We start from the raw sequence: 23,802 nt of genomic DNA, 5'->3' as shown, positions 1-23,802 counted from the left end.
GGTGACCGGGCTCCTTTGCGACGGTGTGGGTCAGGGGTGACGGGCAGACCTTGCATCCTGCGCGGCGGAGAAGTCAATGGATTCCGCCTCGCTAAATTCATTAGTTCGCCATATAGCCAGGTCAGAGGCGTGTGCCAGCCCTCTTGCAACAGATCACTAATGCGCTTTAGAGTGTCCTGACTCAAGCGCTTTAGTGCGAAACGCCATTGCACAGACCGGTATCGAGCGGGTCACCGCCGGGCAGGACGTCAGCAAGAAGGACAGCAGGACGTCATCGAGCAGGGCTTCAGGGAAATGGGGAGCAGTTGCCAGCCAAGCGGTCTCCCGCGCGCCGGCCGACGATGAAGGACATCGCGCAGCGCGCCGGGGTCTCCGAGAGCGCGGTCTCGTTCGCGCTCAACGACCGGCCAGGGGTCTCCGAGATCACTCGGGACCGGGTGCGCAGGGTCGCCGAACAGCTGGGCTGGCGCCCCAGCACGGCGGCGCGCCAGCTGTCCGGCGAGGGCACGGCGACGGTCGGGCTCGTCCTCGCGAGGCCCGCGGACACGCTCGGGGTGGACTCGTTCTTCCTGCAGCTCATCTCGGGCATACAGGAAGTACTGGCCGAGCGTCACCTCGGGTTGCTCTTCCAGGTGGTCGAGGACGTCGACGGCGAGTGCGCAGTGTACCGGCGCTGGTGGGCCGAGCACCGCGTGGACGGGGTGCTGGTCGTCGACCCGCGCACCGACGACGCGCGCCCCGACCTGCTCGACGAGCTGGGACTGCCGGCGGTGGTCATCGGCGGGGCTCCGGACGCCCGGCATCCGGGTCTGTCCACGGTCTGGGCGGACGACGCGGGGGCGATGGCGTCCGTCGTGGGGCGGCTGTACGAGCTGGGGCACCGGCGGATCGTGCACATCGCGGGGCTGCCCGGTCTCGCGCACACCGAGCGGCGGATCCGTACGCTGCGCGCCGAGGCGGACCGGCGGGGGCTCGCGGAGGTGTGCTCGGTGACCACGGACTACTCCGACGCGGAGGGTGCGGCTGTCACGCGCCGCGTCCTGGAGGGTGGCGTGCTGGGGGGTGGGTCGCCGCCGACCGCGCTGGTCTACGACAACGACGTGATGGCCGTCGCCGGGGTCGCCGCCGCGACGGAGCTGGGGTTCTCGGTACCGGGTGACGTGTCGGTCGTGGCCTGGGAGGACTCGGCGCTGTGCCGCATGGTCAGGCCGTGGTTGTCGGCGCTGTCCCGGGACACGGTGGCGTTCGGCCGGACCGCGGCCGCGGAACTGACCTCGTTGTTGGACGGGGGGCCCGCGCGGGCTGTGGGGGTGCCTGTGCCGGGGTTGATCGAACGGGACAGTACGGGGCCCTGCGGGGCTTGAGCGGGGGTGGGGGCGGGGGCGGGGGTTGTTCGTTGGCTGCGGGCTCGTCGTGGTTGAGCGCGCCGTTCCCCGCGCCCCTTGCAGGGCGGGGGCGGGGGTTGTTCGTTTGGTGCGGGCTCGTTGTGGCTGGGGGCGCCGTTCCCCGCGCCCCTTAAAAGCCCGGGGGCGGGGGTTGTTCGTTGGCTGCGGGCCCGTCGTGGCTGGGCGCGCCGTTCCCCGCGCCCCTTTTGGGGCTTGTCCCTGCTTAAGGGGGTCAGGTTCGTGAGCGGTGCAGGGCGAACTGTGCCAGGTGTGCGGGCCTGCGCGAACGTGTCACCCGTACTCGCCAGTGTCGTGCCCGTACCGGGGTCGGTAGGAGCAGGATGCGGCTGGCGCCGAGTGTGCCCGCCTCGGTGACGCGCCTCCAGGCTCCGTCGGTGCGGGCCTCGATCACCACGCCCTCCACCTGCTGGCCGTGGCGGATGTCCTCCGCCAGGCGGATTCGGTCGACCTCGCGGGGGCGGCCCAGGTCGACCGTGATCGTGCCCGGGGACCGGGTGGTGCGCGCGCCGCGTACCAGGTCCTCCGGGAGTTCCCTGTCGATGCGCTCACGGAATTCCCGCAGGCGGGTGACGTCGGCGGCCGGGAGCAGTCCCCGGTCGTCCGGCGGGATGTTGAGCAGGAGTACCGCGTTGCGGCCCACCGAGCCGAAGTAGATGTCCGTCAACTGCTGGACCGACTTGGGCTGTTGGTCGGCGTGGTAGAACCAGCCGTCCCGGATGGACACATCGGCCTCCGCCGGCCACCACTGCAGATGGTCGGCGACCGGCTGGGCGGCGACCAGGGCGTCCCGGCCGCCCATGTCCGGCGCGTCGTACGAGAGCGCGAAGTCCATGCGCCCGTTGGCCTTCTCCTGGACGGGAACGACGCTCCACTCGTTCTCGCGGGCCAGCCCGCCCTCGTTGCCGACCCAGCGCACATCGGGTCCGGACACGGCGACCGTCGCGTCCGGCGCGAGGGTCCGGACGAGCGTGTACCAGCTGTCCCAGTCGTACGTCTCGACCTTGTCCGGCGGGATACGGCCCTGGGCGCCGTCGAACCAGACCTCGTCGACCGGTCCGTACTCGGTGAGGACCTCGTACAGCTGGTCGAGCATATGGGCGCCGTAGTCGGTGGCCGGGAGGGTGAAGGTCGGCCCGTCCGGGCGTTCGTCCCCGGGGACCGGAGTGGGAATGGTGCGCTCGGAGCGGGCGCTGCCGTTGGCGTACACGCCGTGCAGATACTGGTTCTCGTCGGCCGGTGAGATGTAGACGCCGACCTTGAGCCCGTGGCGCCGCATGGAGTCCGCGAACGAACGCAGGACATCCCCTTGTCCGCCCTGCCAACTGCTCGAAGCCACCGAGTGGGTGGTGTAGCGGGACGGGTAGAGCACGAAGCCGTCGTGGTGCTTGACGGTGAGGATGGCCAGCTTGAAGCCTCCGTCGCGCAGGGCGCGGGCCCACTGGTCGGTGTCGAGGCCGACCGGCTGGAAGACGTCGGGGTCCTCGTCCCCGGTGCCCCATTCGAGACCGGTGAAGGTGTTCACCCCGAAGTGCAGGAAGGCGGTGCGTTCGAGAGCCTGCCAGGCGATCTGCCGTTCCGTGGGCCGCACTTGGGACGCCTTGCGGACCAGCTCGGCCGGGGAGTCGTGGGGGCCGACGGGGATCCGGTACCAGGGCTCGTCCGGAGAGACAGGGGTCGCGGAGGCGGCGGGCGCGAGGGCCAGGGACGTACCGCTGGACGCCACGAGTGCCGCGGCGGCCGTGACGAAGAGACGTCTGGAGACTGCCATGGGGGTCGGACTCCTCAAGGTCAGGGGGCAGAGGCAGAGAAGGGCAGGGGCTACCGGTTACGCGACGGTCAACTGCCAGACAGCAGCGCGCGGTCGGTCCGGCGGGTACTGCGCCAGCCGTCCGTCATCGGACACGTGCACGGCCATCTGCGTGATCGCGTTGACAAGCCGATAGCCACCCCGCACCGACGCCAACTGCCAGCGCTGCAGGGTGTTCCCGGGGTCACAGGCCTGCTCGGACACCTCAACGCCCGGCTGGAGCGGCACGTTGAGCGTGAGCTTGCCGCCGCGCACCTCCAGGCAGCCGTCCACGGCCTTCAAGGTCACGTATCCGTCCGGCGTGCGCGCGACCTTCGCGGTGATACTCGCTGCCCCCGAGCGGAGGGTGTACGTGCCGTTCGCGACCGGCACGCGGGTGAGGTCGCGCCGACCGGGTGCGTGGCCGACGGCCGCCGCGCGAGCGGTGAACCGGTCGTACGTGGCGTCCGGGTGGGGAGTGCCCCAGGTGACCTGGGCGATATGGCGCAGGGCAGGGTCGGCATCGTCCGCGACCTCGTTCTCGGTCTCCCCGCGACCGTTGTCGGGCCAGAGACTGATCTTGGCTCCCGTGACGCCCTCCCGCGAGGCGAGCTTCTCACCCTCGAAGCTGCGCGGATCCCAACTCTGTTCGTACAGACCCTTGGTGTCCGAGTGGAAGCCGCCGCGCACGAGATAGAGGGCATAGGCCGCGTTCATCAAGGGGTACCCCTGCGCACGGAGTCGACTGGGCTTCGTCGCCACGTCCAGCCAGTGCTCGACCGTCGTACCGGCCGTGACGGGCACGGTGTTGGCGCCGGTGAGGCCGTCGTTCCAGATCCGCAGCCGCTTCCCCTTGCCCGCGGCGTAGGAGTGGACACGGTTGACGAAGTCGATGAAGGCGTCCTGCGGGGTGGCGTCCTCCCCGTACTCGGCCCGGGCGTACTCCAGGACCTGCGGATACTTGGCGAAGTCGGAGCCGAGCATGTACTCGTCGGCGCCCATGTGCCAGGAGTCGGCCTTGAACACCTGCGCGTACTCGTCCATCAGGCTCGTGTAGTAGGCGTAGGCCTCGGGGCGCGTGATGTCGAGCCGCGAAGGCTGCTTGTTGCCGTCGGAGTCGGTGAGCTGGAGGTCCGGCCGGTTCTCGATCCAGGGATCCATGTGTCCCGGGGAGTTGATCTCCGGAACGATCGTGACGTGGTACTTCTCGCCGAGGGCGACGAGCCGCCGTATCTCGTCCTTGGTGTAATAGCCCCAGGTGTTGGCCTCGGGGTGCGCGTCGCTCTTCACCTTCAGTTCGAGCAACAGCTGGTTGAGCTTGTGGTACGCCATGTCGCGTACGAGGTTCTCCATCCACTCCGTGGTGATGTGGACGTAGCAGGCACACACGCCGACACCCCGCTCCTCGTACCGGGGCACGTCGACGGTGTGGCCGGCGGGCAACCGGTCACCCTGAGCGAGGAGTTGAAGGACGGTCCGGGTGCCGTAGAAGGCGCCCGCCTCGGTGGCGGCGGTCACCGACAGGCGCTTGCCCACGCGGAGTTCGTAACCCTCCTTCCCCAACCCGGCTCTGCCGGGCCTAACGTCGACAACGATGTCACCTGTACGCGCTCCCCCACTCACGACCGGAACGCCGCCCCGCCCAGCCGCACGCAGGTCGTCGGCGAGGGTGTCCGCGACGCGGCGCTCCGCCCTGCCGCCCGCGACCAGGCGTGTGCCACGGCCACCACTCTCGTACGCGTAATGACCGGTCTCCGGCGTCCAGTCGGCCAAAGCGGGGACGGTGACAGGGACTGCGGTATCGGCCGCCCGGCCTGCCTCGGCCGCACCCGCCACCGGGACCGGTGCCACGAGCAGGAGAAGCGCCGTCACGACACCGACGACCAGCCGGGACCGTCCCGAAGACGCACTCCGGCCTGGATACGCACTCTTGCCGTCCGTACTCACGGACACCTCCCATTCATCGGAGGTGTGATGATTGAGCCGCCTTCAAGGCATGTCAATGGGGTGGGGTGGGGACCGAGACGGGCGAGTGGTCGGATGACCTGCCACTCCGCACGGACAACCGAAAGGACAAGGCGCCAAAAGTCCAAGGGGAACGCAGCGAATGTCCAAGCGCGTCCGGGCACGACGACTGCCGGCAGAACGACTCTCGACGGGAAGCCCGGCGCCGGGGCACAGTACTTCTGGCACTCACCAGTACCCACAAGTGCCTACCAGTGCCCCATCAGTACCCAGCAGCAGCATCTAGTAGGACCAAGCCTCCGAGGAGCCACCGTGACCAGCTGGGCCGGCCGGACCGCCGCCGAGATAGCCGCCGCCGTCCGCGAGAAGCGGGTCACACCGCGCGAGGTGGTGGCCGAGCACCTGGCGCGCATCGAACTGCTCGACGCGCGCGTGGGCGCCTTCCGCCACGTACGCGCGGCGGCGGCGCTCACCGAGGCGGACGAGGTGGCGTCCCGGGCGGACCTGTCCGACCTCCCCCTGGCGGGCGTACCGGTGGCGGTCAAGGACAATCTGGCCGTACGCGGCGAGTCCACCCGCAACGGCAGCGCGGCGAGCCCGGACACCCCGGCGGCGGAGGACCACGTCACGGTGGCCAGGCTGCGGGCGGCGGGAGCCGTCGTGGTGGGCGTGACGAACGTCCCCGAGCTGTGTGTCTTCGGCACCACGGAGGGCGTGTACGGCACGGCCCGCAACCCGTGGGACACCACACGCACGGCAGGCGGGTCCTCCGGCGGCAGCGCGGCCGCGGTCGCCGCCGGGATGGTGCCCCTGGCCCTCGGCAACGACGGCATGGGTTCGCTGCGGATACCCGCCGCCAACTGCGGCCTGATAGGCCTGAAGCCGGGCCATGGTGTGATCCCGGCGGGCATCGGTCACGGCGACTGGTTCGGTATGTCCGAGAACGGGCCGCTGGCGACGACGGTCGAGGACGCCCGGCTGATGTTCTCGGTACTGGCCGCCACGGACGTCGTACGCACCGGGGAGCCCACCGCTCTCTCGGTCGCCGTCTCCGTGCGCAGCCCCCTGGCGGGCGTCGCCGTCACCCGGCCCTACGCGGCAGCCGCGCGTGAGGCGGCGGGGTTGCTCGCCGGCGCGGGGTACCGGGTACGTCGCGCGGACCCGCCGTATCCGGTGTGGCTGGGTACGACCTCGCTGGCGCACTGGACGGCCGGGACGGCGGTGGACTCGGCGGGGCTCGATCCACGGCGGCTGGCACGGCGGACGCGGGTGCACGCGGGGCTCGGGCGCCGGTTCGTGGACTCGGTACGGACCGGTGTGCGCCGGCAGCAGCTGCGGGAGCGGCTCGCGCCCTTCTTCGCGGAGCACGATGTCCTGCTCACGCCCGCGCTGGCCCGGCGGGGGCCTGCCGCGGCCGCGTGGCACAAGCGGGGGTGGCTGCGGAATGTTCTGGTCAACACGAACTACTCGCCGTTGACTCCGCCGTGGAATCTGACGGGGTGGCCGGCGATGGTGGTGCCGTTCGGGGTGTCGCCGTCGGGTGTGCCGGGGGCTGTCCAGCTGGTGGGGCGGCCCGGCAGCGAAGGCGCTCTGCTGGAGGTCGCCGGGGAGCTGGAGGGGCTGCGGCCCTGGACGCGGACAGCTCCGCTGGGTGCGGGGGCTGCGGGGGCTGCGGGGGCTGCGGGGGCTGCGGGGGCTGCGGGGTAAGGATTGCGGGTCGGGTGCGGGCCGGTGGGGGTCGGCCGCGCAGTTCCCCGCGCCCCTGAAGGCGCATGGGCGCCCCCCGTCAGAGTTCTCGGTGCATTACGTGCAGGCCGACTCTGCCGTGGGCCGGATGGGTGAAGGCAGCCGGAATCGTGCCCACGATCTCGAAGCCCAGGGATGTCCACAGTCGCACGGCCGGGTTGGTCTCCACTACGGCGTTGAAGACCATCGCCCGATAGCCGTCGGCCCCGGCCGTCCGCAGGACGTGTTCCGCGAGGGCGCGACCGACGCCCCTGCCGGTCCGGTCCGGGTCGACCATGAACCCGGCGTTGGCCACATCGGCCGCGGGGCCGCCGTAGTTGGGGGTGACGTAGGCGGAACCCACGACGGCACCCGAGACCTCGTCCTCGGCGACGAACACGCGCTTGCCCGGCGCCATCCACAGGGCCCGGGCATCCTCCGCTGAGGTGTCCGGGTCCCACGCGTAGGTCTCGCCGGCGGCCACGATGCGGTGCCAGAAAGGCCAGATCCGCGACCAGTCGTCGGCCACGGCGTCTCTGATCAGCATGGATACGAGTCTGGCACGACCCGCCGACCGCGGACCCGCCGCCCCGTCCGCCCAGGCCGACCGGCACCTGCGACACCACGGGAGCGGGCCGGGCCCCGACCCACCCACCGTTACCAGGCGGGTCCCGGCCCTGCGGTCAGTCCACGCTGGGCAGGATGTGGGGCTCGGCCAGGTCGTCCTCGTAGCCCGCCAGCCGGATGGGCGCGGACCTGGCCCACACCTCCAGGCTGCCGAGCTTCTCCGCCCGGTCCGTGACCTCTGTCCGTTCCTTGAGGCCTTGATCGAGATTCGTCGTCTCCGGTGTCACCGCGCACTCCTTATGTGTCGGGTCACCCTCGGGGCGCACAGGACCGTTCTGCTGTCGGTCGCCTGCGTCCGCTCGGGTCTGAACAAGGGCACTTCGGACGCGGTGGCGCCGGTCAACTCGCATGAGAGCAGGCCGTGGTGACTGGCTTGTCCCGGGACGGACCGTGGGTGTGGGTGGGACCCAAATGAGCTGTCCGTCCCGCACAGAGTAACCAAATGAGCGGGCCGCCGCTCGATGGGGCTGAAAACAAGGTGTAACCATCTGGAGTCATCCGGCCTCCGAGCCCGCCCCGTCGACACTCCGTTCGACATACGGCGCTTGTTGTCCAGCCGGTTGTCCACGTCGGTTGTCCACAGGCGATGACGCACTCGTCCGGCCCTGTGCCAACATGATCAGCGCCCCACTGTCCATGTGAAGGAGCCCGACATGGCCGCCCAGCAGGTACGCGGTGTCATCGCCCCCGGCAAGAACGAGCCGGTGCAGATCCGGACGATCCTCATCCCCGACCCGGGCCCCGGCGAGGCCGTGGTGAAGATCCAGGCCTGCGGGGTCTGCCACACCGACCTGCACTACAAGCAGGGCGGCATCAGCGACGACTACCCCTTCCTCCTCGGCCACGAGGCAGCGGGCGTCGTCGAGTCCGTCGGCGAAGGCGTCACCGACGTGGCCCCCGGCGACTTCGTGGTCCTCAACTGGCGAGCGGTGTGCGGGCAGTGCCGGGCCTGTCTGCGCGGCCGCCCCTGGTACTGCTTCGACACGCACAACGCGAAGCAGAAGATGACCCTGGAGGACGGCACCGAGCTCTCCCCCGCCCTGGGCATCGGCGCCTTCGCCGAGAAGACCCTCGTCGCGGCCGGCCAGTGCACCAAGGTCGACCCGTCCGTGTCCCCGGCGGTCGCCGGCCTGCTCGGCTGCGGCGTGATGGCCGGCATCGGAGCGGCCATCAACACCGGCGGGGTGGGTCGCGGCGACTCGGTGGCCGTCATCGGCTGCGGCGGCGTGGGCGACGCGGCGATCGCCGGGGCGAACCTCGCGGGCGCCGCGAAGATCATCGCCGTCGACATCGACGACCGGAAGCTGGAGAAGGCCCGCACGATGGGCGCCACCCACACCGTCAACTCCAAGGAGACGGACCCCGTCGAGGCGATCCGCGAGCTGACCGGCGGCTTCGGAGCCGACGTCGTCATCGAGGCGGTCGGCCGCCCGGAGACGTACAAGCAGGCCTTCTACGCCCGCGACCTGGCGGGCACGGTGGTCCTGGTCGGCGTCCCCACACCGGAGATGAAGCTCGAACTGCCCCTGCTGGACGTCTTCGGCCGCGGCGGCAGCCTGAAGTCCTCCTGGTACGGCGACTGCCTGCCCTCGCGGGACTTCCCGATGCTGATCGACCTCCATCAGCAGGGCCGGCTGGACCTGGCGGCATTCGTGACGGAGACCATCACGCTCGACGACGTCGAGCAGGCCTTCGACCGCATGCACGAGGGCGACGTCCTGCGATCGGTGGTGGAGCTGTGACCACCGCACGCATCGAGCACCTGGTCACCTCGGGCACGTTCAGCCTGGACGGCGGCACCTGGGACGTCGACAACAACGTATGGATCGTGGGCGACGACACCGAGGCAGTCGTCATCGACGCGGCGCACGACGCGGACGCCATCGCGGAGGCACTCGGCACCCGCACCCTGCGCGCGATCATCTGCACACACGCGCACAACGACCACATCGACGCGGCCCCGGCGCTGGCGGCGCGCACCGGCGCACCGATCCTGCTCCACCCGGACGACCTCCCGCTCTGGAAGCAGACGCACCCGGACCGTCTCCCGGACGGTGCGCTGTCCGAGGGCGAGCGGCTCTCCGTGGCGGGCGTGGAGCTGACCGTCCTGCACACGCCGGGTCACGCGCCGGGGGCCGTGTGCCTGTACGCCCCGGAGCTGGGCACCGTCTTCACCGGCGACACCCTCTTCCAGGGCGGCCCCGGCGCGACGGGCCGGTCCTTCTCCCACTTCCCGACGATCGTGGAGTCGATCAGGACCCGCCTGCTCGATCTGCCTCCCGGGACGGTGGTCCGCACCGGCCACGGCGACACGACGACGGTCGGCGCCGAGGCCCCGAACCTCCAGGAGTGGATCGACAGGGGCCACTGAACGAGCCGGCGGGCCTTCGGACAGGCGCGCAGTTCAGTTCCCGTTGGCCCGATCGAAATCTGGCCATGATCTGCTGGCGCGAGACGACGGCCTTTCTCGCCCGCAGGGAGGACTGGCGCATGGAGCTGCGCGGAGTCGAAGAGCTGATGGATCTGCTGCACGCCTGCCGAGGAGCCCGGGGCACCGCCTGCCTCGGCGGCGCCCCGGTCGATCTGCACGATCACGCCCTGCAGACCGCCGCGCTGCTGCGCCGAAGCCGCCCGGCCGACAAGGAACTCCAGGTGGCCGGGCTGGTGCACGTCGTCGGCCAACTGCTGAGGCCGGGCGATCCCACCGGCCGCGCCGACCTCGCGGCAGACGCGGTCCGGCCGCTGCTGGGCGAGCGGGTCTCCCGCCTCGTACGCCTCCAGCGGGAGGACCGGCTGCACGAGCCGACCCCCGTCGGTCCGGCCCCGGACGGTCCGGTCACGGAGGACGTACTGATTCTGCGCCAGGCCGACGAGTCCGCCCGTACCGCCGGCCTGGACGCCGGAGTGCTGGAGGACTGGCGCACGGTGCTGGAACTCGTATCGGCCCGGCACGCCCGCCTGGGCGCGGTCGACTGACCCCTTCGCGGACCCACTCCACGACGAGGCCCCGCTCGACGGTGACGGACCCTGTCGCCTGACGGACCGTCATGAGACGGTACGCGGATGACGTCGCCGCACGGATTCGAGGGCAGGGTGGCCCTCGTCACCGGGGCCTCGCGCGGGATCGGGCTGGCTGTCGCCGAGGCGTTCGTGGCGGCGGGCGCACGGGTGTGCGTCACGGCACGGGACGCCGACGGGCTGAGCCGGGCCACCGCGCGCCTGGGCGACGCCGTGGGTCTGGCGGGCACCGTGGCCGACCCGGCTCACCTGGGCCGGCTGACCGAGCTGGCGATGGACGAGTACGGCCGTGTCGACGTGGTGGTGAACAACGCGGCGACCAACCAGCCCTACGGCCCGCTCATGGACGCCGACCCGGACCGGTGGCGCGAGGCGTTCACGGTCAACGTCGAGGCCCCGCTGCGGCTGACGCAGCACGCGTGGCGGGCCTGGATGCGCGTGCACGGCGGCTCGGTCGTCAACATCTGCACCGAGGGAGCGACACACGTCGGCCCCGGCCTGGGCGCTTACGGCACCAGCAAGGCGGCCCTGCTCCATCTGACCCGGCAACTGGCGGGCGAACTGGCCCCAGGGGTCCGGGTCAACTCGGTCTCCCCCGGCCTCGTACGCACCGAGATGGCCCGCTTCGTCTGGGACCGGCCGAACGAGGAGCCGGCCGCCGGACTCCCCCTCGGCCGCCTCGGCGAACCGGAGGACATAGCCCAGGCAGTCCTGTGGTTGGCCTCGGACGCCGCGAAGTGGATCACAGGCACGGACCTACTGGTGGACGGCGGAACAAGGGTGCGCGCGGCGCGCACCCTTTAGGGACGCGAGGAACGGCGCGACAAGCCCCGACAAGGCCTCACCCTCAAAACAAACGCCCCCCGTCTCAGGGGCGCGGGGAACTGCGCGACAAGCCCCCACCGGGCCCGCAGACCCCCACGCCCCCCAGGCACCCGAGCCTCAGCTCAAACCCCAGCCCGGGCCCCGCTCAAGCCGGCTCAGCCGAACTACCACTTACCCGGCGCGTAATCCTTCAAGAAGACCCCGAACAGGTCCTCCCCCCGTTCACCCCGCACGATCGGGTCGTACACCCGCGCCGCCCCGTCGATGAGATCGAGCGGCGCATGGAACCCCGCGTCAGCCAGCCGCATCTTGTCGGGATGCGGCCGCTCGTCCGTGATCCACCCCGTGTCGACGGCGGTCATCAGAATGCCGTCCTTCTCGAACATCTCCTGCGCACTGGTGCGCGTGAGCATGTTGAGCGCGGCCTTGGCCATGTTGGTGTGCGGATGCCCGGCGCCCTTGTAACCGCGGTTGAAGACACCCTCCATGGCGGACACGTTCACGATGTACGTACGCCCGGCCTCGGCCGCCGCCATCGCCCCCCGCAACCGGCTGATGAGGATGAACGGCGCGGTGGAGTTGCAGAGCTGGACCTCCAGCAGCTCGATCGGCGTGACCTCCTCGACCGCCTGGATCCAGCTGTTGGTGTCGTGCAGATCGGGCACGAGCCCGCCCGCGTCGATGGCGGTACCGGCGGCGATCCGCTCCAGGGAGGCGGAGCCGGAGACGAGCGCGAGGTCGGTCACGTCCTGCGCGGTCAGCGCACCGCCCCCGGCCACCGGCAGCGCGGACACGGCCCCGGAGCCGAACGTGCCGATGACCTGCGCGGGCGGCAGTTCACCCGCGGGCAGCGGCCCCGACTCGGCGGCGAGCAGTTCGCTGTAGGCACCCGGCGAACGCCGTACCGTCTGCGCGGCGTTGTTGATCAGGATGTCGAGCGGCCCCGCGGCGGCGACCGAGTCGGCGAGCGCCACGACCTGGGCGGGGTCGCGCAGGTCGATGCCGACGATCTTCAGCCGGCCGATCCACTCGTCGCTGTCGGGCATGGCCTTGAACCGGCGGATGGCGTCGTTCGGGAAGCGCGTGGTGATCGTGGTGTGCGCGCCGTCCCGCAGCAGGCGCAGCGCGATGTACATGCCGATCTTCGCCCGGCCGCCGGTGAGCAGCGCGCGCTTGCCGGTGAGGTCGGTGCGGGCGTCACGGCGGGCGCGGTTCTCAGCCGCGCACTTCTGGCAGAGCTGGTGGTAGAAGTAGTCGACCTCGGTGTAGCGGACCTTGCAGGTGTAGCAGGAACGCGGGCGCTGGAGTATCCCCGCGATGGCGCCGGCCTCGGTGACGGACGACGGCAGGACGCCCTCGGTCTCGTCGTCGATGCGCTGGGCGGAGCCGGTGGCCGTGGCCTCGGTGACCGCCTTGTCGTGGGCGGTCTTGGCGGCCCTGCGGTCCTGGCGGCGGCGCTGCTTGACCGAGCGGTAGATCCCCGCGGTGGCGCGGCGCACGGCGATCGCGTCGGGATGGTCGACGTCGATCTTCTCCAGCTCGTCGAGCACGGCGAGGCAGACGGCCAGCCGCTCCGGGTCGATACCGGGACCGTACGAACCGTCCGGGGCCTGCGCCGTGTCCACGGCGGGTGCCGCCGGGCTGTCCTGTGTCACCGTCATCGCCGTTGCCGTTCCTAGGGTTTTCGCGCGGCGCTCCGACCGCGCTCGCCTTCGAAGGCGGAATTTTACGGAGCACAGGGCAAAGGCACCAAACCCACGATGATCACCGGTCTCCCGCGGACCGGTGCCCAGCATCTCGGAGGCCCGTGGAACACGGCCCTCCGGGTATCCACCGGACCCGCGGGATGTGTCTCAGGACACGCAGGCGGCGTTCAGTTCCGCCACCTCCAGCGTCAGCGACTTGGCCAGCAGGTCGAGGTCCGGGACGGCCTCCGCGTCGGCGACGAGGCCGTAGTGGACGCGCCCGCGGAACGTCGACACCGCGACCGCGAGGGCCTGGCCTCGGGCCAGCGGGGCGAGCGGGTACACCTCGGTCAGCGGGCAGCCGCCGAGCGTCATGCCGAGGCTGGGCAGCGGCACGCTGGTGACCAGGATGTCGAAGAGGAGCCGGGCCGCCTGGCCGACGACGGGCATACCGAGCCGGTGGCCGATCGCCGGGACGTGGTCGGCGAGCAGGGCGACGGCGCCCGCGCCCCGGTGGGGTCCCGCGTCCTTGTTGCGGTTCATGTCCGCGCGCACGGTGGCGAGCCGCGCGAGCGGGTCCGAGTCGTCGACGGGAAGCCGTATCAGGTACCCGGAGAGCCGGTTCCCCTGCGGGTGCGCGGTGCGCGGGCGCCGCCGGGAGACGGGGATCAGGGCCCGGGGCGACACTCCTTCGCTGCCGTCGCCGCGCTCGTCGAGCCAGCGGCGCAGGGCGCCCGCGACGACGGCGATGAGGACGTCGTTGACCGTGCCGCCCACGCTCTTGCGGATCGTGTGGATCTCGTCGAGCTCCACCGCCACGCCCGCGACCCGGCGGGTGCCGGTGGGCTTCGAGACCAGGGCGGCGGAGGACCGTACGTCCCAGGTGGCGCGGGCGACGGAGGCGCCGATGTCGAGGGCCCGACCCACGTCGGAGAGGGCGCCGCGGACCAGTCCCGGCAGCTTCGTCACATCGGGGACGAGGTCGGAGAGGAGGCCGCGCGCCGGCTCCGCGGAGCGTGGGCGGGGCGCTGGCATGTCCATGGGGTCGAGGACGGCCGCCGCGAGCGTCAGCGCCCGCAGCCCGTCGGCCAGCGCGTGGTGGAACTTGAACAGCACGGCGAAGGAGGTGCCGTCCACGCCGGGCACGACGTGGGCTTCCCACGGAGGCCTGTCGCGTTCCAGGGGTCGTTGCATGATCGCGCCGGCGGCGGCGTGGAAGTCGGCGGCGGGGGCGTGCAGACGGACGTGGTCGAGCGGCTCGAAGTCGGGGACGGCCTCCCGGGCGGCGCCGCCGAAGGCGAGCGGTCGGCGCAGGTCGAACCCCGATGCCCGCCGAAGGTCGAGGGGCTGCCAGATGTCGCGGATCCGCATGCGCAGCCCGGGTACGCCGGCCGCGCGGGCCGCGAGCAGATCGGCCGCGTGCCGGCCGGCGGCGGGCGAGTCGGCCGCGAAGATCCCCAGCGCCCCGAGGTGCATGGGGTGCTCGCGCGATTCGATGTTCCAGAACGCCAGGTCGAGTGGTGCGAGAAGGTCGGAGTCAGAGGGCCTTACATTCAATGGCTTGGCTCTCGCGTCGACTACGGGTGAGCCAGCAGTCAATCCCGACCGGACGATTACGGTCAAGTACGATCAAGCTACGCTCAGTTAACAGCAGATTAAGTCCCGCTCCCACCGCTACCGGTGACAGGAGCGGGACCTGTGCGGCCCACGAGGCACCCCAGCCTCGGCGGCGCCGCGTCCGCTCCCGTGCCCCAGCGCGAAGGCTCCCGGCCCACCGTGAAGACCAGATTGCGGATGCCCCGCAGCGCGCCCGTCGTCAGATACGTACGGTCGTGGGCGGTGCCGTCGGCGCGTACCGACCGGATGTACCGGCCGGAGTCCGGGACGCCCGGAGCCGTCACGGTCAGCGCTCCGAGCGGGTGGTGGCGGCGGTCGAGCACGAGGTCGGTCCGCTCGAAGACCGGCGTCGACAGACCCCAGGTGTCGAACCCGGGCTGTACCGGGAAGAGCCCGATCGACGACAGCACGTGCCAGGCGGACATGGTCCCCAGGTCGTCGTTGCCGGTCATTCCCGTGGGCGCGTCGGTGAAGAGCGTCAGGGCGGCGTGCACCACGTCCGTGGTCTTCCACGGCTGCCCGGTGGAGAGGTAGGTGTAGGGGGCGATCAGGTCGGGTTCGTTCTGCGGGTTGTAGTGCGCCGCGTCGTAGTAGGCGTACGGCCCGTTGACCCACACCTCACGCGCGGTGCGCACGGGGTCCTTCAGAAGTCGCTCGTACGCGAAGAACGTGTCGAGCCGCTCGTTCACCGCGCGTCTGCCGCCGAGCAGGCCGATCAGTCCGGGCAGGTCCTGCGGGACGAGCCACTGGTACTGCCAGGACGTGCCCTCGTGGAATCCCGTGCTCCTCGCCGGATCGGGGTCGCCCGTGAAGGCTCCCGAGGCGTCCCGCGCCCGGAAGAAGCCGGTCGAGGGGTCGAGAATCCGCCGATAGTTCCGGGCGCGGGCGGCATAGCGCTCGGCGTCCGCGCGGTGTCCGAGGTCGTGGGCCATCTCGGCGAGCATCGCGTCGGACAGGGCGTATTCCAGTGTCGCCGACGCCCCGTGGTCGAAGTCCGAGTGGCCGTGTTTGGCGTGCGGGCGCCCCTTGACCGTGGGCACGTATCCGCCCGCGATGTACTCCTTGTTCGCGTCCCGCCCCGCCGCGGGCGAGTCGGCGGGCGGCAGGCCGTCGGCGTTCCTCCTGAGCGCCCGGTAGGCCCGTTCTTCCTGCCCCTTGAGCAGCCCGTGCCGGTAGGCGTTGGTGAGGAACGGGGTGACGGGGTCGCCGGTCATGATGTTCGTCTCGACCGGCCCGTAACCCCACTTGGGCAGCCAGCCGCCCTCCTCCCCCACCGTGAGCACGGACAGTGCCATGTCACGCGACTCGCGCGGCGCGAGCAGCGCGAGGAGCTGCGCCTGGGTGCGGTACGTGTCCCACAGGGACCAGTTCTGGTAGTAGGTGAAGCCCTTCGCGCGGTGCACCTTCAGGTCCCAGCCCCGGTGGCGGCCGTCCGCGTCGTCGCCGAGGTTGGGGGCGAGGAAGGACCGGTAGAGCGACGAGTAGAAGGTGCGGCGCAGCGTCTCGCTCCCGCCCTTCACCCGTACGTCGTCGAGCCGCTCCTCCCAGGCCCGCCGGGCGTCGTCGCGGACACGGTCGAAGGAACGGCCGCCCTCGGCGCGGAGGTTGACGGCGGCGCCGCGCGCGTCGACGTACGACAGCGCGGTGGTCGCCTCGACCGTACGGTCCCGCGTGGTGTCGAAGCGGACGTAGGCGCCGCCGCGTCCCGTGCCGCTCGACCGGGTGGAACCCTCGGTGACGGAGTCGCCCCGCCAGGTGCCGGACGTCGTGAACGGCCGGTCGAACCGGGTGAGCGTGTGGACGGTGTACGGGCGGGTGGCGGCCTGGCAGAAGCCGCTGCCGGTGATCGCCGTGCGGACGGTGCGGTCGTCCAGGATCTCCACGGTCGAGGAGAGTGTCCTGTGCAGCGCCTGGCCCGCGTTCAGCAGGACGTTCGCCCTGTCGGTGGCCGGGAAGGTGTAGCGCTGCACCCCGGTGCGGCCGGTCGCGGTCAGCTCGGCGTCGACGCGACCCGTACCGCCGCCGTCTGTCTCGCCATCGGGACCGTTCTCCAGGCCGACCTTGTAATAGCCGGGGCTCGCCTTCTCGGTGGCGTGGTCGAAGCGGGCGGCGCACTTCGCGTGGTCGGTCAGGGTGACCTCGCCCGTGGTGGGCAGGACCGGCAGGTCGCCCCCGATCCGGCAGCCGACTCCGGAGAGGTGCACGAGCGAGAAGCCGCGGATACGGGTGTCGGAGTGGTCGTAGCCGGTGTTGTGGCCCGTGTCCGGGGAGAACTGCACCATGCCGAAGGGCACCGCGGCGCCCGGAAAGGTGTTGCCCTCGTTCTCGGTGCCGATGAACGGGTTCACCAGATCGGTGAGCCGGTCCCCGCCCGGCCCGGCCGCTCCCGCGAAGGCGGCGGGGGCGGGGGCCGCGAGGGCGCCGCCCAGCCCCAGCAGAGCGACGGTCACCACCGCGGCTGTACGCAGGCCGGGGCGTCGGGTCCGTCGCATACGGATGTCCTCCATCGTGTCGGGCTGTCACCTGGCGGTCTCGTACGTCATGAGACCGCCCGGTTCGCCCGGCACACCGGACCTCCGTGGGCGGGCCGCGCCGCTGCCACCCCGGCAGCCCAACGCGCGCCCCCGCACTCCTGGCCTGTACGGCCCTACGGCCGCGCAGCTCTACGGCACCTGCTGGCCCTTGCCGAGGGCTATCACGCCGTCCTTGGAGACCGTGTAGAGCTCCCTGTCCCGTTCCGGATTGACGCCTATGGTCGCGCCCGGGGGGACCTGCACGTTCTTGTCGAGGACCGCGCCGCGCACGACCGCGCCCCGGCCGATGTGCACGTTGTCGTGGAGGATCGAGCCCTGGACGACGGCTCCGGGGTCGACGAGGACGCCCGGGGAGAGCACCGAGCGCGTGACCTGCCCCCGGATGAGGCAGCCCGCGCTGATGATCGACTCGCTCGCGATGCCGCCCGCGTTGAACCGGGCCGGCGACAGCTGGCCGGAGCTGGTGTAGATGGGCCAGCTGCGGTTGAAGAGGTTGAAGGCGGGCCGCTCGGCGATCAGGTCCATATGGGCGTCGTAGTACGCGTCGAGGGTGCCCACGTCACGCCAGTAGCCCTGGTCGCGGGTGGTCTCGCCGGGCACATGGTTGTCGCTGAAGTCGTAGAGCCCGGCCTCGCCGCGTTCGGTGAGCTGGGGGAGGATCGAACCACCCATGTCGTGCACCGAGTTCGCGTCCTCGGCGTCCCGCTGCAGCGCCTCTATCAGGGCCTTGGTGGTGAAGATGTAGTTGCCCATGGAGGCGAAGACGCACTCGGGGTCGTCGTGCAGTCCTGGCGGGTCCGCGGGCTTCTCCAGGAAACGCTCCACCGTCTGCCCGTCCGTGCCCGGGGTGATCACCCCGAAGGACGACGACTCCGCCCGCGGGACGCGGATGCCCGCCACGGTCACACCCGCCCCGCTGTCGATGTGCTGGGCGAGCATCTGGCGCGGGTCCATACGGTAGACGTGGTCGGCGCCGAACACCGCCACGTACTCGGGCTGTTCGTCGTACACGAGGTTCAGGGACTGCAGGATCGCGTCGGCGCTGCCCAGGTACCAGCGCGGGCCGAGGCGCTGCTGGGCCGGGACCGGCGTCACGTAGTTGCCCAGCAGGCTGGACATCCGCCAGGTCGTGGTGACGTGCCGGTCGAGCGAGTGCGACTTGTACTGCGTCAGGACGCAGATGCGCAGAATGTCGGCGTTGACGAGGTTCGACAGTACGAAGTCGACGAGGCGGTACGTGCCTCCGAACGTGACCGCTGGTTTGGCACGGTCCGCGGTGAGGGGCATCAGGCGTTTGCCTTCCCCGCCCGCCAGCACGATCCCGAGCACCGAAGGTCCACCACGACGCATGGCCGCTCCCCTAACCCTCATTGATCCGGGCCTGCCTTCGAGCAGGCCGGACTACGCCTGTTTGAGGATCTCCTCGTAGAGCCGGACCGTGCGCCGGGCGACGGCATCCCAGCCGAACTCCCCCACCGCGCGCTGCCGTCCGGCCTCGCCCATCCGCCGGGCGGCCCCGGCATCCCCGAGGACCGAGTCCAGCGCCTGCGCGAGTCCTGTCTCGAAGTCCTCGTCCACGGACACCAGTACCCCGGTTTCGCCGTCCTCAACGACCTCCGGGATGCCGCCGACCCGGGAGGCGACCACCGGGGTTCCGCAGGCCATCGCCTCCAGGTTGACGATGCCGAGCGGCTCGTAGACCGAGGGACAGACGAACACGGCGGCGTGGGTGAGGAGTTGGATGACCTCGGGGCGGGGCAGCATCTGCGGGATCCAGTGCACTCCCTCACGGACCCGGCTCAGCTCCTCGAAGAGCACACGGAACTCCTGGTCGATCTCGGGGGTGTCCGGCGCGCCCGCGCAGAGCACGACCTGTGCGGCGGGGTCGATGTCGCGCACCGCGCGCAGGAGATGCGGCACACCCTTCTGCCGGGTGATACGGCCCACGAACAGCACGTACGGCCGGGAGGTGTCGAGGCCGAGCCGCTCCAGGACGTCCGTGCCGTGGTCCGGGCGGTAGAGGCTCGTGTCGATGCCGTTGTGCACGATGTGCACCCTGGCGGGGTCCAGGGACGGATAGCAGCCGAGGATGTCCTCGCGCATGGCCCCGGAGACGGCGATCACACCGTCGGCGGACTCGATCGCGGTGCGCTCGGCCCAGCTGGACAGGGCGTAACCGCCGCCCAGCTGCTCGGCCTTCCAGGGGCGCAGCGGCTCCAGCGAGTGGGCGGTCATGACGTGCGGGATGCCGTACTGCAGCTTCGCGAGGTGACCGGCGAGGTTGGCGTACCAGGTGTGCGAGTGGACGAGGTCGCGGTCCTCCAGCGCGGCAGCCATGGAGAGGTCCACGGAGAAGGTGCGCAAGGCGTCGTTGGCGCCGTCGAGCACGGGCCAGGGCCGGTGCCGGACCACCCCGCCGCCGGCGCCCTCGCCCCAGCAGTGCACGCCCAGGTCGGTGAGGGGCCTCAGCTCCCGGGCGAGGAACTCGACATGGACTCCCGCTCCGCCGTACACGTCCGGCGGATACTCGCGGGTCAGCAGTCCCACACGCACCCGGAACCCCCTGTCTCTGCGGCTGGTTCCCACATGGTCACCCACATGGGTCGGTTGGGGAAGAGCGCGGTGCCTCCGTGAAGCAGCAGTCGCCGCACACCCCGCCGCCGGGTACCCGGTAATAGAGGCAGCAACTGCGCCGGCGGAAGCCGGTTCCGTCCAGGGTCCCGGTGTCCCTCAGGTCGGGGTGGCCGAGGAGTTCGGCGGTCAGCGCCCGCACTCGATCGCGTACGTCCGTACGGCCGTGAGCGGCGGCCCAGCCGTCGAGCAGGCGCGCGGTGCTCGCGAGCGCGGAGGCCGCGTTGCCCCACAGCAGCCCCGCGGCCACCGGGTGCCTGGCCCGCAGCGCCGCAGAGAGGGGTTCCAGGTGGCCGTGGTGCACGAGCCGCCGGATCGTCGCCGCGTCGCCGGGCAGCGCGCGCACCCGCGCCAGCCACAGGTCGTCGGGGGCGCTGCCGTCGACGTCCCAGTGCAGCAGGCGGGGGTCGAGGTCGGGTACCCGGCCGTAGAGCACGGCCGCGCCCAGGGCCACGGACCACAGCCGGGCGGCGAGCCCCTGCTGCGCCACGGACACCCCGACGCGCACCTCCGGCGCGGCCAGCAGCCGCACGACCTTGCGGACACGGAAGGTGAGCGGATCCACCCCGTCGTGATCCTCGTGATCCGGCCCGGAGGGATCCGGCGCGTCGGTGACGCTCGGTGTCGCGTAGACCTCGGCGAGCGTCGGCAGCGGCGGCCGTCCGGCGCGCGGGCGCGGCCGGCCCGTGCGCAGGGCGAAGAAACCTTCGAGAGCGGCGAGCCGATCGAGGTCCGGATCAAGATTCACGAAGAACAAGTACACCAAGGGGCATAACGGCGCCGGAGGGCGGGTTGTACTTCGTGTCACCCGACCTGGGGAGGACTCCGGTCAAGACGTACTCCATCGGCAGTAGGACCCAATGACTGCTCAGGTACGACGACACGGGACCTTTCGCAAGGGATCGTCATCACCATGGAAGCCGACCGTTCGCCGCACCGGACTCTTCAGCCGCCGGAGCGCGTCCGCCACACGCAGAGGAGAGACACATGAGCGCACTAGTGCTTTCTGTGGTGCTCTCCCTCGTCTCCGCCGTCGCCTACGCGGGCGGGGCCATCGTGCAGGAACGCGTCGCGGCGACCACGCCCGACCGCACGTACGCCCCCATGCGCCAGCTCGCCTGGTGGGCGGCGGTCGGTCTCAACGCGCTCGGCGGACTGCTGCACGTCGTGGCGCTGGCCTACGGGCCGCTCAGCCTGGTCCAGCCGCTGGGCGCGCTGACCATCGTGTTCGCGCTGCCCATGGCCGCCGTGTTCGTCCGCCGCAGGGCCGGGGCGGCCGCCTGGCGGGGCGCGATCATGGCGACGGTCGGTCTGGCCGGAATCCTGGCGCTGGTCGGCACCACCGACTCGCAGTCCCTGAACAGCACCCAGCGCGTCGTGGTGGCCCTGGTCACCGGCGGTGCGGTGGTGGCGCTGATGACGGCGGCCCGCGCGGCGCACCGGCATCCGGCCGTGCGCAGTGTGCTGCTGGCGATCGCGGCGGGCGCCGCCTTCGGTATGTCCTCGGTGTTCACGAAGACGGTCGCGGTGGACTGGACGGGCGGCGTCGCGCTCGCCGACCTGCCGAGCCTCGCCGTGATCGGCGTTCTGGCGACCGCCGGAATGCTGCTGTCGCAGGCCTCCTACCGGGGCGCCGGACTCGCGGCCCCGCTGGCCACGCTGACCGTCGTGAACCCGATCGTGGCCGCCGCGGTGGGTCTCACGATGTTCGGCGAGACGTTCCGCTACGGCGAGACGGGCACGATGCTCGCCCTCGGCTGCGGGGTCGTCGCCGCGGGCGGTCTGATCCTGCTCACCACGGAGCGGATCAGCGGCTCGGAGCGTACGCGGCCGGTCGCGCCCGCCGCGTCGGTTCCCTCGGTTTCCGGAGCGGCGCCCATGGCTGCGGACGCGGTCCAGGGCACGGACCAGGACTCGGCGATCCAGGACGTGTCCCGGACAGCGGCTCCGGAGGCCGCGACGAGCCGCTTCGAGCAGGCCGCCACGCTTTTTCCTCCCGAGCGGACCGCCGTCACCCCTTCCACCTCCGCCGCGGCCTCTGCTTCGGTCTCCTCTTCGGCCTCCGCCGAGCGGCGGGTGCCCTCGGGAATGCGGGACAAGGCGTATACGCCGACAGGTGTACGAACGGGCGTACGAGAGGAATCGTTCACGGTGCCTGCGGTGCGGGGAGAGCCACTCGCACCGGCCGCGCACGCGGGCCATGGCGTACGTGAGCAGGCGCGCGCGTCCGGTACGGCAGGCGCGGCACCCGGCAGCGCGGTGCGTCGTGAGGAAGCGGGCGCGTCCGGCGCCGCGGTACCTGGTGGCCGGGAGGAGTCGCATGCTCCGGCCGGGATGCTCGCCGCCCGGCGCGAGGCGGCCCTCGTGCCGCCGCCCGGGTCCAACGGGCCCCCGCCGCCCGGCGACGTGCCGGACGGCTCGGACGAGGTGACGTGGCCGGAAGGCCCCTACTACGGCCTTCCGTTCCTGCCCCTGCTGCCCGCCCCGATGGCGCTGCGCTCCTGCGTCAGATCCTGACGCCGCCGGCCCGCAGATAGGCGACCGGATCGACGTCGCTGCCGAAACCGGGCCCCGTCCGCACCTCGAAGTGCAGATGCGGGCCCGAGCTGTTGCCCGTGGACCCGGAGCGGCCGATGCGCTGGCCGGCTCCCACGCTCTGCCCGGCCTTCACGGAGATCGCGGACAGGTGGGCGTACTGGGTGTAGCGGCCGTCGCCGTGCCGGACCACCACCTGGTAGCCGAAGGATCCGCCCCAACCGGCGGCCACCACACTGCCCGCCCCGACCGACTTGACGGACGTACCGGTCGGCACCGGGAAGTCGACGCCCGTGTGGTAGCCCTTCGACCAGGAGGAACCCGCGGCGTGGTACGGCGTGCCGGTGCTCGCGCTCACCGGGGCGGTGAGCGTGTGCGTGACCGAGTGGGTCTTCTTCTCGACCTTCTCCTCGGCCTTCTCTACCTTCTCCTTCTTACTCTTCCTGTCCTTTCTATCCTTCTTGTCCTTCGTCTGCGCCTTGTCGGACGACGACGTGGAGGTGCCCTTCGAACCGGGCGCAGTGGTGTGCAGACTCAACCGCTGGCCGGGAACGATCAGATCCGGGTCGGCGCCGACGGTCCTGCGGTTGGCGTCGTACAACTGCCGCCAACCGCCGGGTATCTTGCGGGTCCCCGCGATCTCGGAGAGCGTGTCGCCGTGGACGACCGTGTACATCTCGGCGGTGCCGGCCCGGGACTGGGGCGTGGTCTGCGGCTGTACGTCGACCTTGCGCTTGGTGGTCTGCGTGGACGTGCCCGAGGGGCTGATATCGGGGCTGTCGCCACCGCGCGTGAGCCCCGCCCGCTGCGAGCAGGTGGGCCAGGCGCCCGGCCCCTGGCCGTCCAGGACCTTCTCGGCGACGGCTATCTGCTGGTCCTTGGTGGCGAGGTCGGCGCGGGCCGCGTAGGCCCTGCCGCCGTAGGCCTCCCAGGTGGACCGGCTGAACTGGAGCCCGCCGTAGTAGCCGTTGCCCGTGTTGATGTGCCAGTTGCTGGTGGACTCACAGGCGGCGACCTTGTTCCAGGTGTCCACATCGGCCGCGTTCGCGACGCCGGTTCCGATGAGCGGTATCGCCATTCCGGCACCGCCCACCGTGACAGTGAGTGACGCGCGGTTGATCCTGTTGGGCTGATACCGGCGGTGCCGACCGCGTACGGCCATGAAGGTGCCCCCTAAACAAGCGTCAGGAGCGGCAAAAGTAAACGCTCCTAACAGGCCATGACAAGAGGGCAATCAGCCGCCCTATCCCGCCAAGTGACCAGGAATGCACCTTCGTTCGCGATGGTTGGTGTCCATGCCGGTGGCAGGTACGGGGGTGAAGTTCGCCGGAAGGCTGAGGCGAGGACGCCTCTTCTGCGTACACAACGTCGGCAAGGCAGGATGTGCGGTCGGAGAACCGGCAAGTCAGGATGGTCAGTGGGTCAATACTGGCGGGCAGGACCGGCAC

At 71.2% G+C, this 23,802-nt stretch carries 18 protein-coding genes; 7 read left to right on the top strand and 11 right to left on the bottom strand.

Going from position 1 to position 23,802, the window contains the following annotated elements; translation table 11 throughout:
* Positions 1–305 precede the first annotated feature (305 nt).
* Positions 306–1,364 carry a LacI family DNA-binding transcriptional regulator gene (locus tag ACH4DZ_RS30015; protein WP_398290517.1) on the top strand — a complete coding sequence of 353 codons (1,059 nt, stop codon included), beginning with the start codon at positions 306–308 and terminating at the stop codon, positions 1,362–1,364.
* A 253-nt stretch (positions 1,365–1,617) separates the two neighbouring features.
* Here ACH4DZ_RS30015 and ACH4DZ_RS30010 read toward each other — a convergent pair whose 3' ends face one another.
* Positions 1,618–3,174, bottom strand: coding sequence for an alpha-L-fucosidase (locus ACH4DZ_RS30010; RefSeq protein WP_398290516.1), 1,557 nt, complete (start codon positions 3,172–3,174; stop codon positions 1,618–1,620).
* 57 nt (positions 3,175–3,231) lie between these two features.
* The gene (locus tag ACH4DZ_RS30005; RefSeq protein WP_398290515.1) at positions 3,232–5,064 is read right to left on the bottom strand and encodes a family 20 glycosylhydrolase; all 1,833 of its coding nucleotides are present in this window, start codon (positions 5,062–5,064) and stop codon (positions 3,232–3,234) included.
* Positions 5,065–5,469: 405 nt separating this feature from the next.
* Here ACH4DZ_RS30005 and ACH4DZ_RS30000 point away from each other — a divergent pair, with 405 nt between their 5' ends.
* Entirely contained in the window at positions 5,470–6,864 is a 1,395-nt protein-coding gene (locus tag ACH4DZ_RS30000) for an amidase (protein ID WP_398290514.1), read from the top strand.
* A gap of 79 nt (positions 6,865–6,943) precedes the next feature.
* On the opposite strand, the gene ACH4DZ_RS29995 is transcribed toward ACH4DZ_RS30000, so the two are convergent.
* The gene (locus tag ACH4DZ_RS29995; RefSeq protein ID WP_398290513.1) at positions 6,944–7,429 is read right to left on the bottom strand and encodes a GNAT family N-acetyltransferase; all 486 of its coding nucleotides are present in this window, start codon (positions 7,427–7,429) and stop codon (positions 6,944–6,946) included.
* A gap of 136 nt (positions 7,430–7,565) precedes the next feature.
* Entirely contained in the window at positions 7,566–7,736 is a 171-nt protein-coding gene (locus ACH4DZ_RS29990) for a hypothetical protein (RefSeq protein WP_398290512.1), read from the bottom strand.
* A 426-nt stretch (positions 7,737–8,162) separates the two neighbouring features.
* Here ACH4DZ_RS29990 and ACH4DZ_RS29985 point away from each other — a divergent pair, with 426 nt between their 5' ends.
* From ACH4DZ_RS29985 to ACH4DZ_RS29970, 4 genes are all read left to right on the top strand, one after another.
* Positions 8,163–9,251: an S-(hydroxymethyl)mycothiol dehydrogenase gene (locus tag ACH4DZ_RS29985; protein ID WP_398290511.1), complete on the top strand. Its 1,089-nt coding sequence runs from the start codon at positions 8,163–8,165 to the stop codon at positions 9,249–9,251.
* Positions 9,248–9,880: an MBL fold metallo-hydrolase gene (locus ACH4DZ_RS29980; RefSeq protein WP_398290510.1), complete on the top strand. Its 633-nt coding sequence runs from the start codon at positions 9,248–9,250 to the stop codon at positions 9,878–9,880. Before ACH4DZ_RS29985 ends, ACH4DZ_RS29980 begins: the two co-directional genes overlap by 4 nt.
* Before the next feature lie 119 nt (positions 9,881–9,999).
* The gene (locus ACH4DZ_RS29975; protein WP_398290665.1) at positions 10,000–10,485 is read left to right on the top strand and encodes a hypothetical protein; all 486 of its coding nucleotides are present in this window, start codon (positions 10,000–10,002) and stop codon (positions 10,483–10,485) included.
* 87 nt (positions 10,486–10,572) lie between these two features.
* The gene (locus ACH4DZ_RS29970; RefSeq protein ID WP_398290509.1) at positions 10,573–11,331 is read left to right on the top strand and encodes an SDR family oxidoreductase; all 759 of its coding nucleotides are present in this window, start codon (positions 10,573–10,575) and stop codon (positions 11,329–11,331) included.
* A gap of 185 nt (positions 11,332–11,516) precedes the next feature.
* Here ACH4DZ_RS29970 and ACH4DZ_RS29965 read toward each other — a convergent pair whose 3' ends face one another.
* From ACH4DZ_RS29965 to ACH4DZ_RS29940, 6 genes are all read right to left on the bottom strand, one after another.
* Complete coding sequence (locus ACH4DZ_RS29965; protein ID WP_398290508.1) at positions 11,517–13,013, bottom strand: SDR family NAD(P)-dependent oxidoreductase; 1,497 nt, start codon at positions 13,011–13,013, stop codon at positions 11,517–11,519.
* A 192-nt stretch (positions 13,014–13,205) separates the two neighbouring features.
* Complete coding sequence (locus ACH4DZ_RS29960; RefSeq protein ID WP_398290507.1) at positions 13,206–14,594, bottom strand: wax ester/triacylglycerol synthase family O-acyltransferase; 1,389 nt, start codon at positions 14,592–14,594, stop codon at positions 13,206–13,208.
* A 98-nt stretch (positions 14,595–14,692) separates the two neighbouring features.
* Positions 14,693–17,146, bottom strand: a complete 2,454-nt coding sequence (locus tag ACH4DZ_RS29955; protein ID WP_398290506.1) for a GH92 family glycosyl hydrolase — start codon at positions 17,144–17,146, stop codon at positions 14,693–14,695.
* A 171-nt stretch (positions 17,147–17,317) separates the two neighbouring features.
* Positions 17,318–18,538 (bottom strand): glucose-1-phosphate adenylyltransferase, encoded by a 1,221-nt coding sequence (gene glgC / locus ACH4DZ_RS29950; protein WP_398290504.1) that lies wholly within the window; start codon positions 18,536–18,538, stop codon positions 17,318–17,320.
* Between the two features lie 51 nt (positions 18,539–18,589).
* On the bottom strand, positions 18,590–19,741 hold the full coding sequence (gene glgA / locus ACH4DZ_RS29945; protein ID WP_398290503.1) for a glycogen synthase: 1,152 nt from the start codon (positions 19,739–19,741) through the stop codon (positions 18,590–18,592).
* A 37-nt stretch (positions 19,742–19,778) separates the two neighbouring features.
* Positions 19,779–20,567, bottom strand: coding sequence for a (2Fe-2S)-binding protein (locus ACH4DZ_RS29940; RefSeq protein ID WP_398290502.1), 789 nt, complete (start codon positions 20,565–20,567; stop codon positions 19,779–19,781).
* Between the two features lie 239 nt (positions 20,568–20,806).
* On the opposite strand from ACH4DZ_RS29940, the gene ACH4DZ_RS29935 reads away from it, so the two are divergent.
* Complete coding sequence (locus ACH4DZ_RS29935) at positions 20,807–22,336, top strand: DMT family transporter (protein WP_398290500.1); 1,530 nt, start codon at positions 20,807–20,809, stop codon at positions 22,334–22,336.
* On the opposite strand, the gene ACH4DZ_RS29930 is transcribed toward ACH4DZ_RS29935, so the two are convergent.
* Positions 22,326–23,516, bottom strand: a complete 1,191-nt coding sequence (locus ACH4DZ_RS29930) for a transglycosylase family protein (protein ID WP_398290499.1) — start codon at positions 23,514–23,516, stop codon at positions 22,326–22,328. The genes ACH4DZ_RS29935 and ACH4DZ_RS29930 overlap by 11 nt on opposite strands.
* Positions 23,517–23,802 lie beyond the last annotated feature (286 nt).

It is taken from the genome of Streptomyces sp. NPDC017991 (assembly GCF_044328075.1).
GTDB lineage: Bacteria > Actinomycetota > Actinomycetes > Streptomycetales > Streptomycetaceae > Streptomyces.
Note: the sequence above shows the minus strand (reverse complement) of the source record. Positions and strands in the feature narration are given on the sequence as shown.

Excerpts from the sequence above, each read along its gene's own strand:
- ACH4DZ_RS30010 (WP_398290516.1), bottom strand. The coding sequence starts at position 3,174 with ATGGCAGTCTCCAGACGTCTCTTCGTCACGGCCGCCGCGGCACTCGTG.
- ACH4DZ_RS29995 (WP_398290513.1), bottom strand. The coding sequence starts at position 7,429 with ATGCTGATCAGAGACGCCGTGGCCGACGACTGGTCGCGGATCTGGCCT.
- ACH4DZ_RS29985 (WP_398290511.1), top strand. The coding sequence starts at position 8,163 with ATGGCCGCCCAGCAGGTACGCGGTGTCATCGCCCCCGGCAAGAACGAG.
- ACH4DZ_RS29975 (WP_398290665.1), top strand. The coding sequence starts at position 10,000 with ATGGAGCTGCGCGGAGTCGAAGAGCTGATGGATCTGCTGCACGCCTGC.
- ACH4DZ_RS29970 (WP_398290509.1), top strand. The coding sequence starts at position 10,573 with ATGACGTCGCCGCACGGATTCGAGGGCAGGGTGGCCCTCGTCACCGGG.
- ACH4DZ_RS29965 (WP_398290508.1), bottom strand. The coding sequence starts at position 13,013 with ATGACGGTGACACAGGACAGCCCGGCGGCACCCGCCGTGGACACGGCG.
- ACH4DZ_RS29955 (WP_398290506.1), bottom strand. The coding sequence starts at position 17,146 with ATGCGACGGACCCGACGCCCCGGCCTGCGTACAGCCGCGGTGGTGACC.
- glgC (WP_398290504.1), bottom strand. The coding sequence starts at position 18,538 with ATGCGTCGTGGTGGACCTTCGGTGCTCGGGATCGTGCTGGCGGGCGGG.
- ACH4DZ_RS29935 (WP_398290500.1), top strand. The coding sequence starts at position 20,807 with ATGAGCGCACTAGTGCTTTCTGTGGTGCTCTCCCTCGTCTCCGCCGTC.
- ACH4DZ_RS29930 (WP_398290499.1), bottom strand. The coding sequence starts at position 23,516 with ATGGCCGTACGCGGTCGGCACCGCCGGTATCAGCCCAACAGGATCAAC.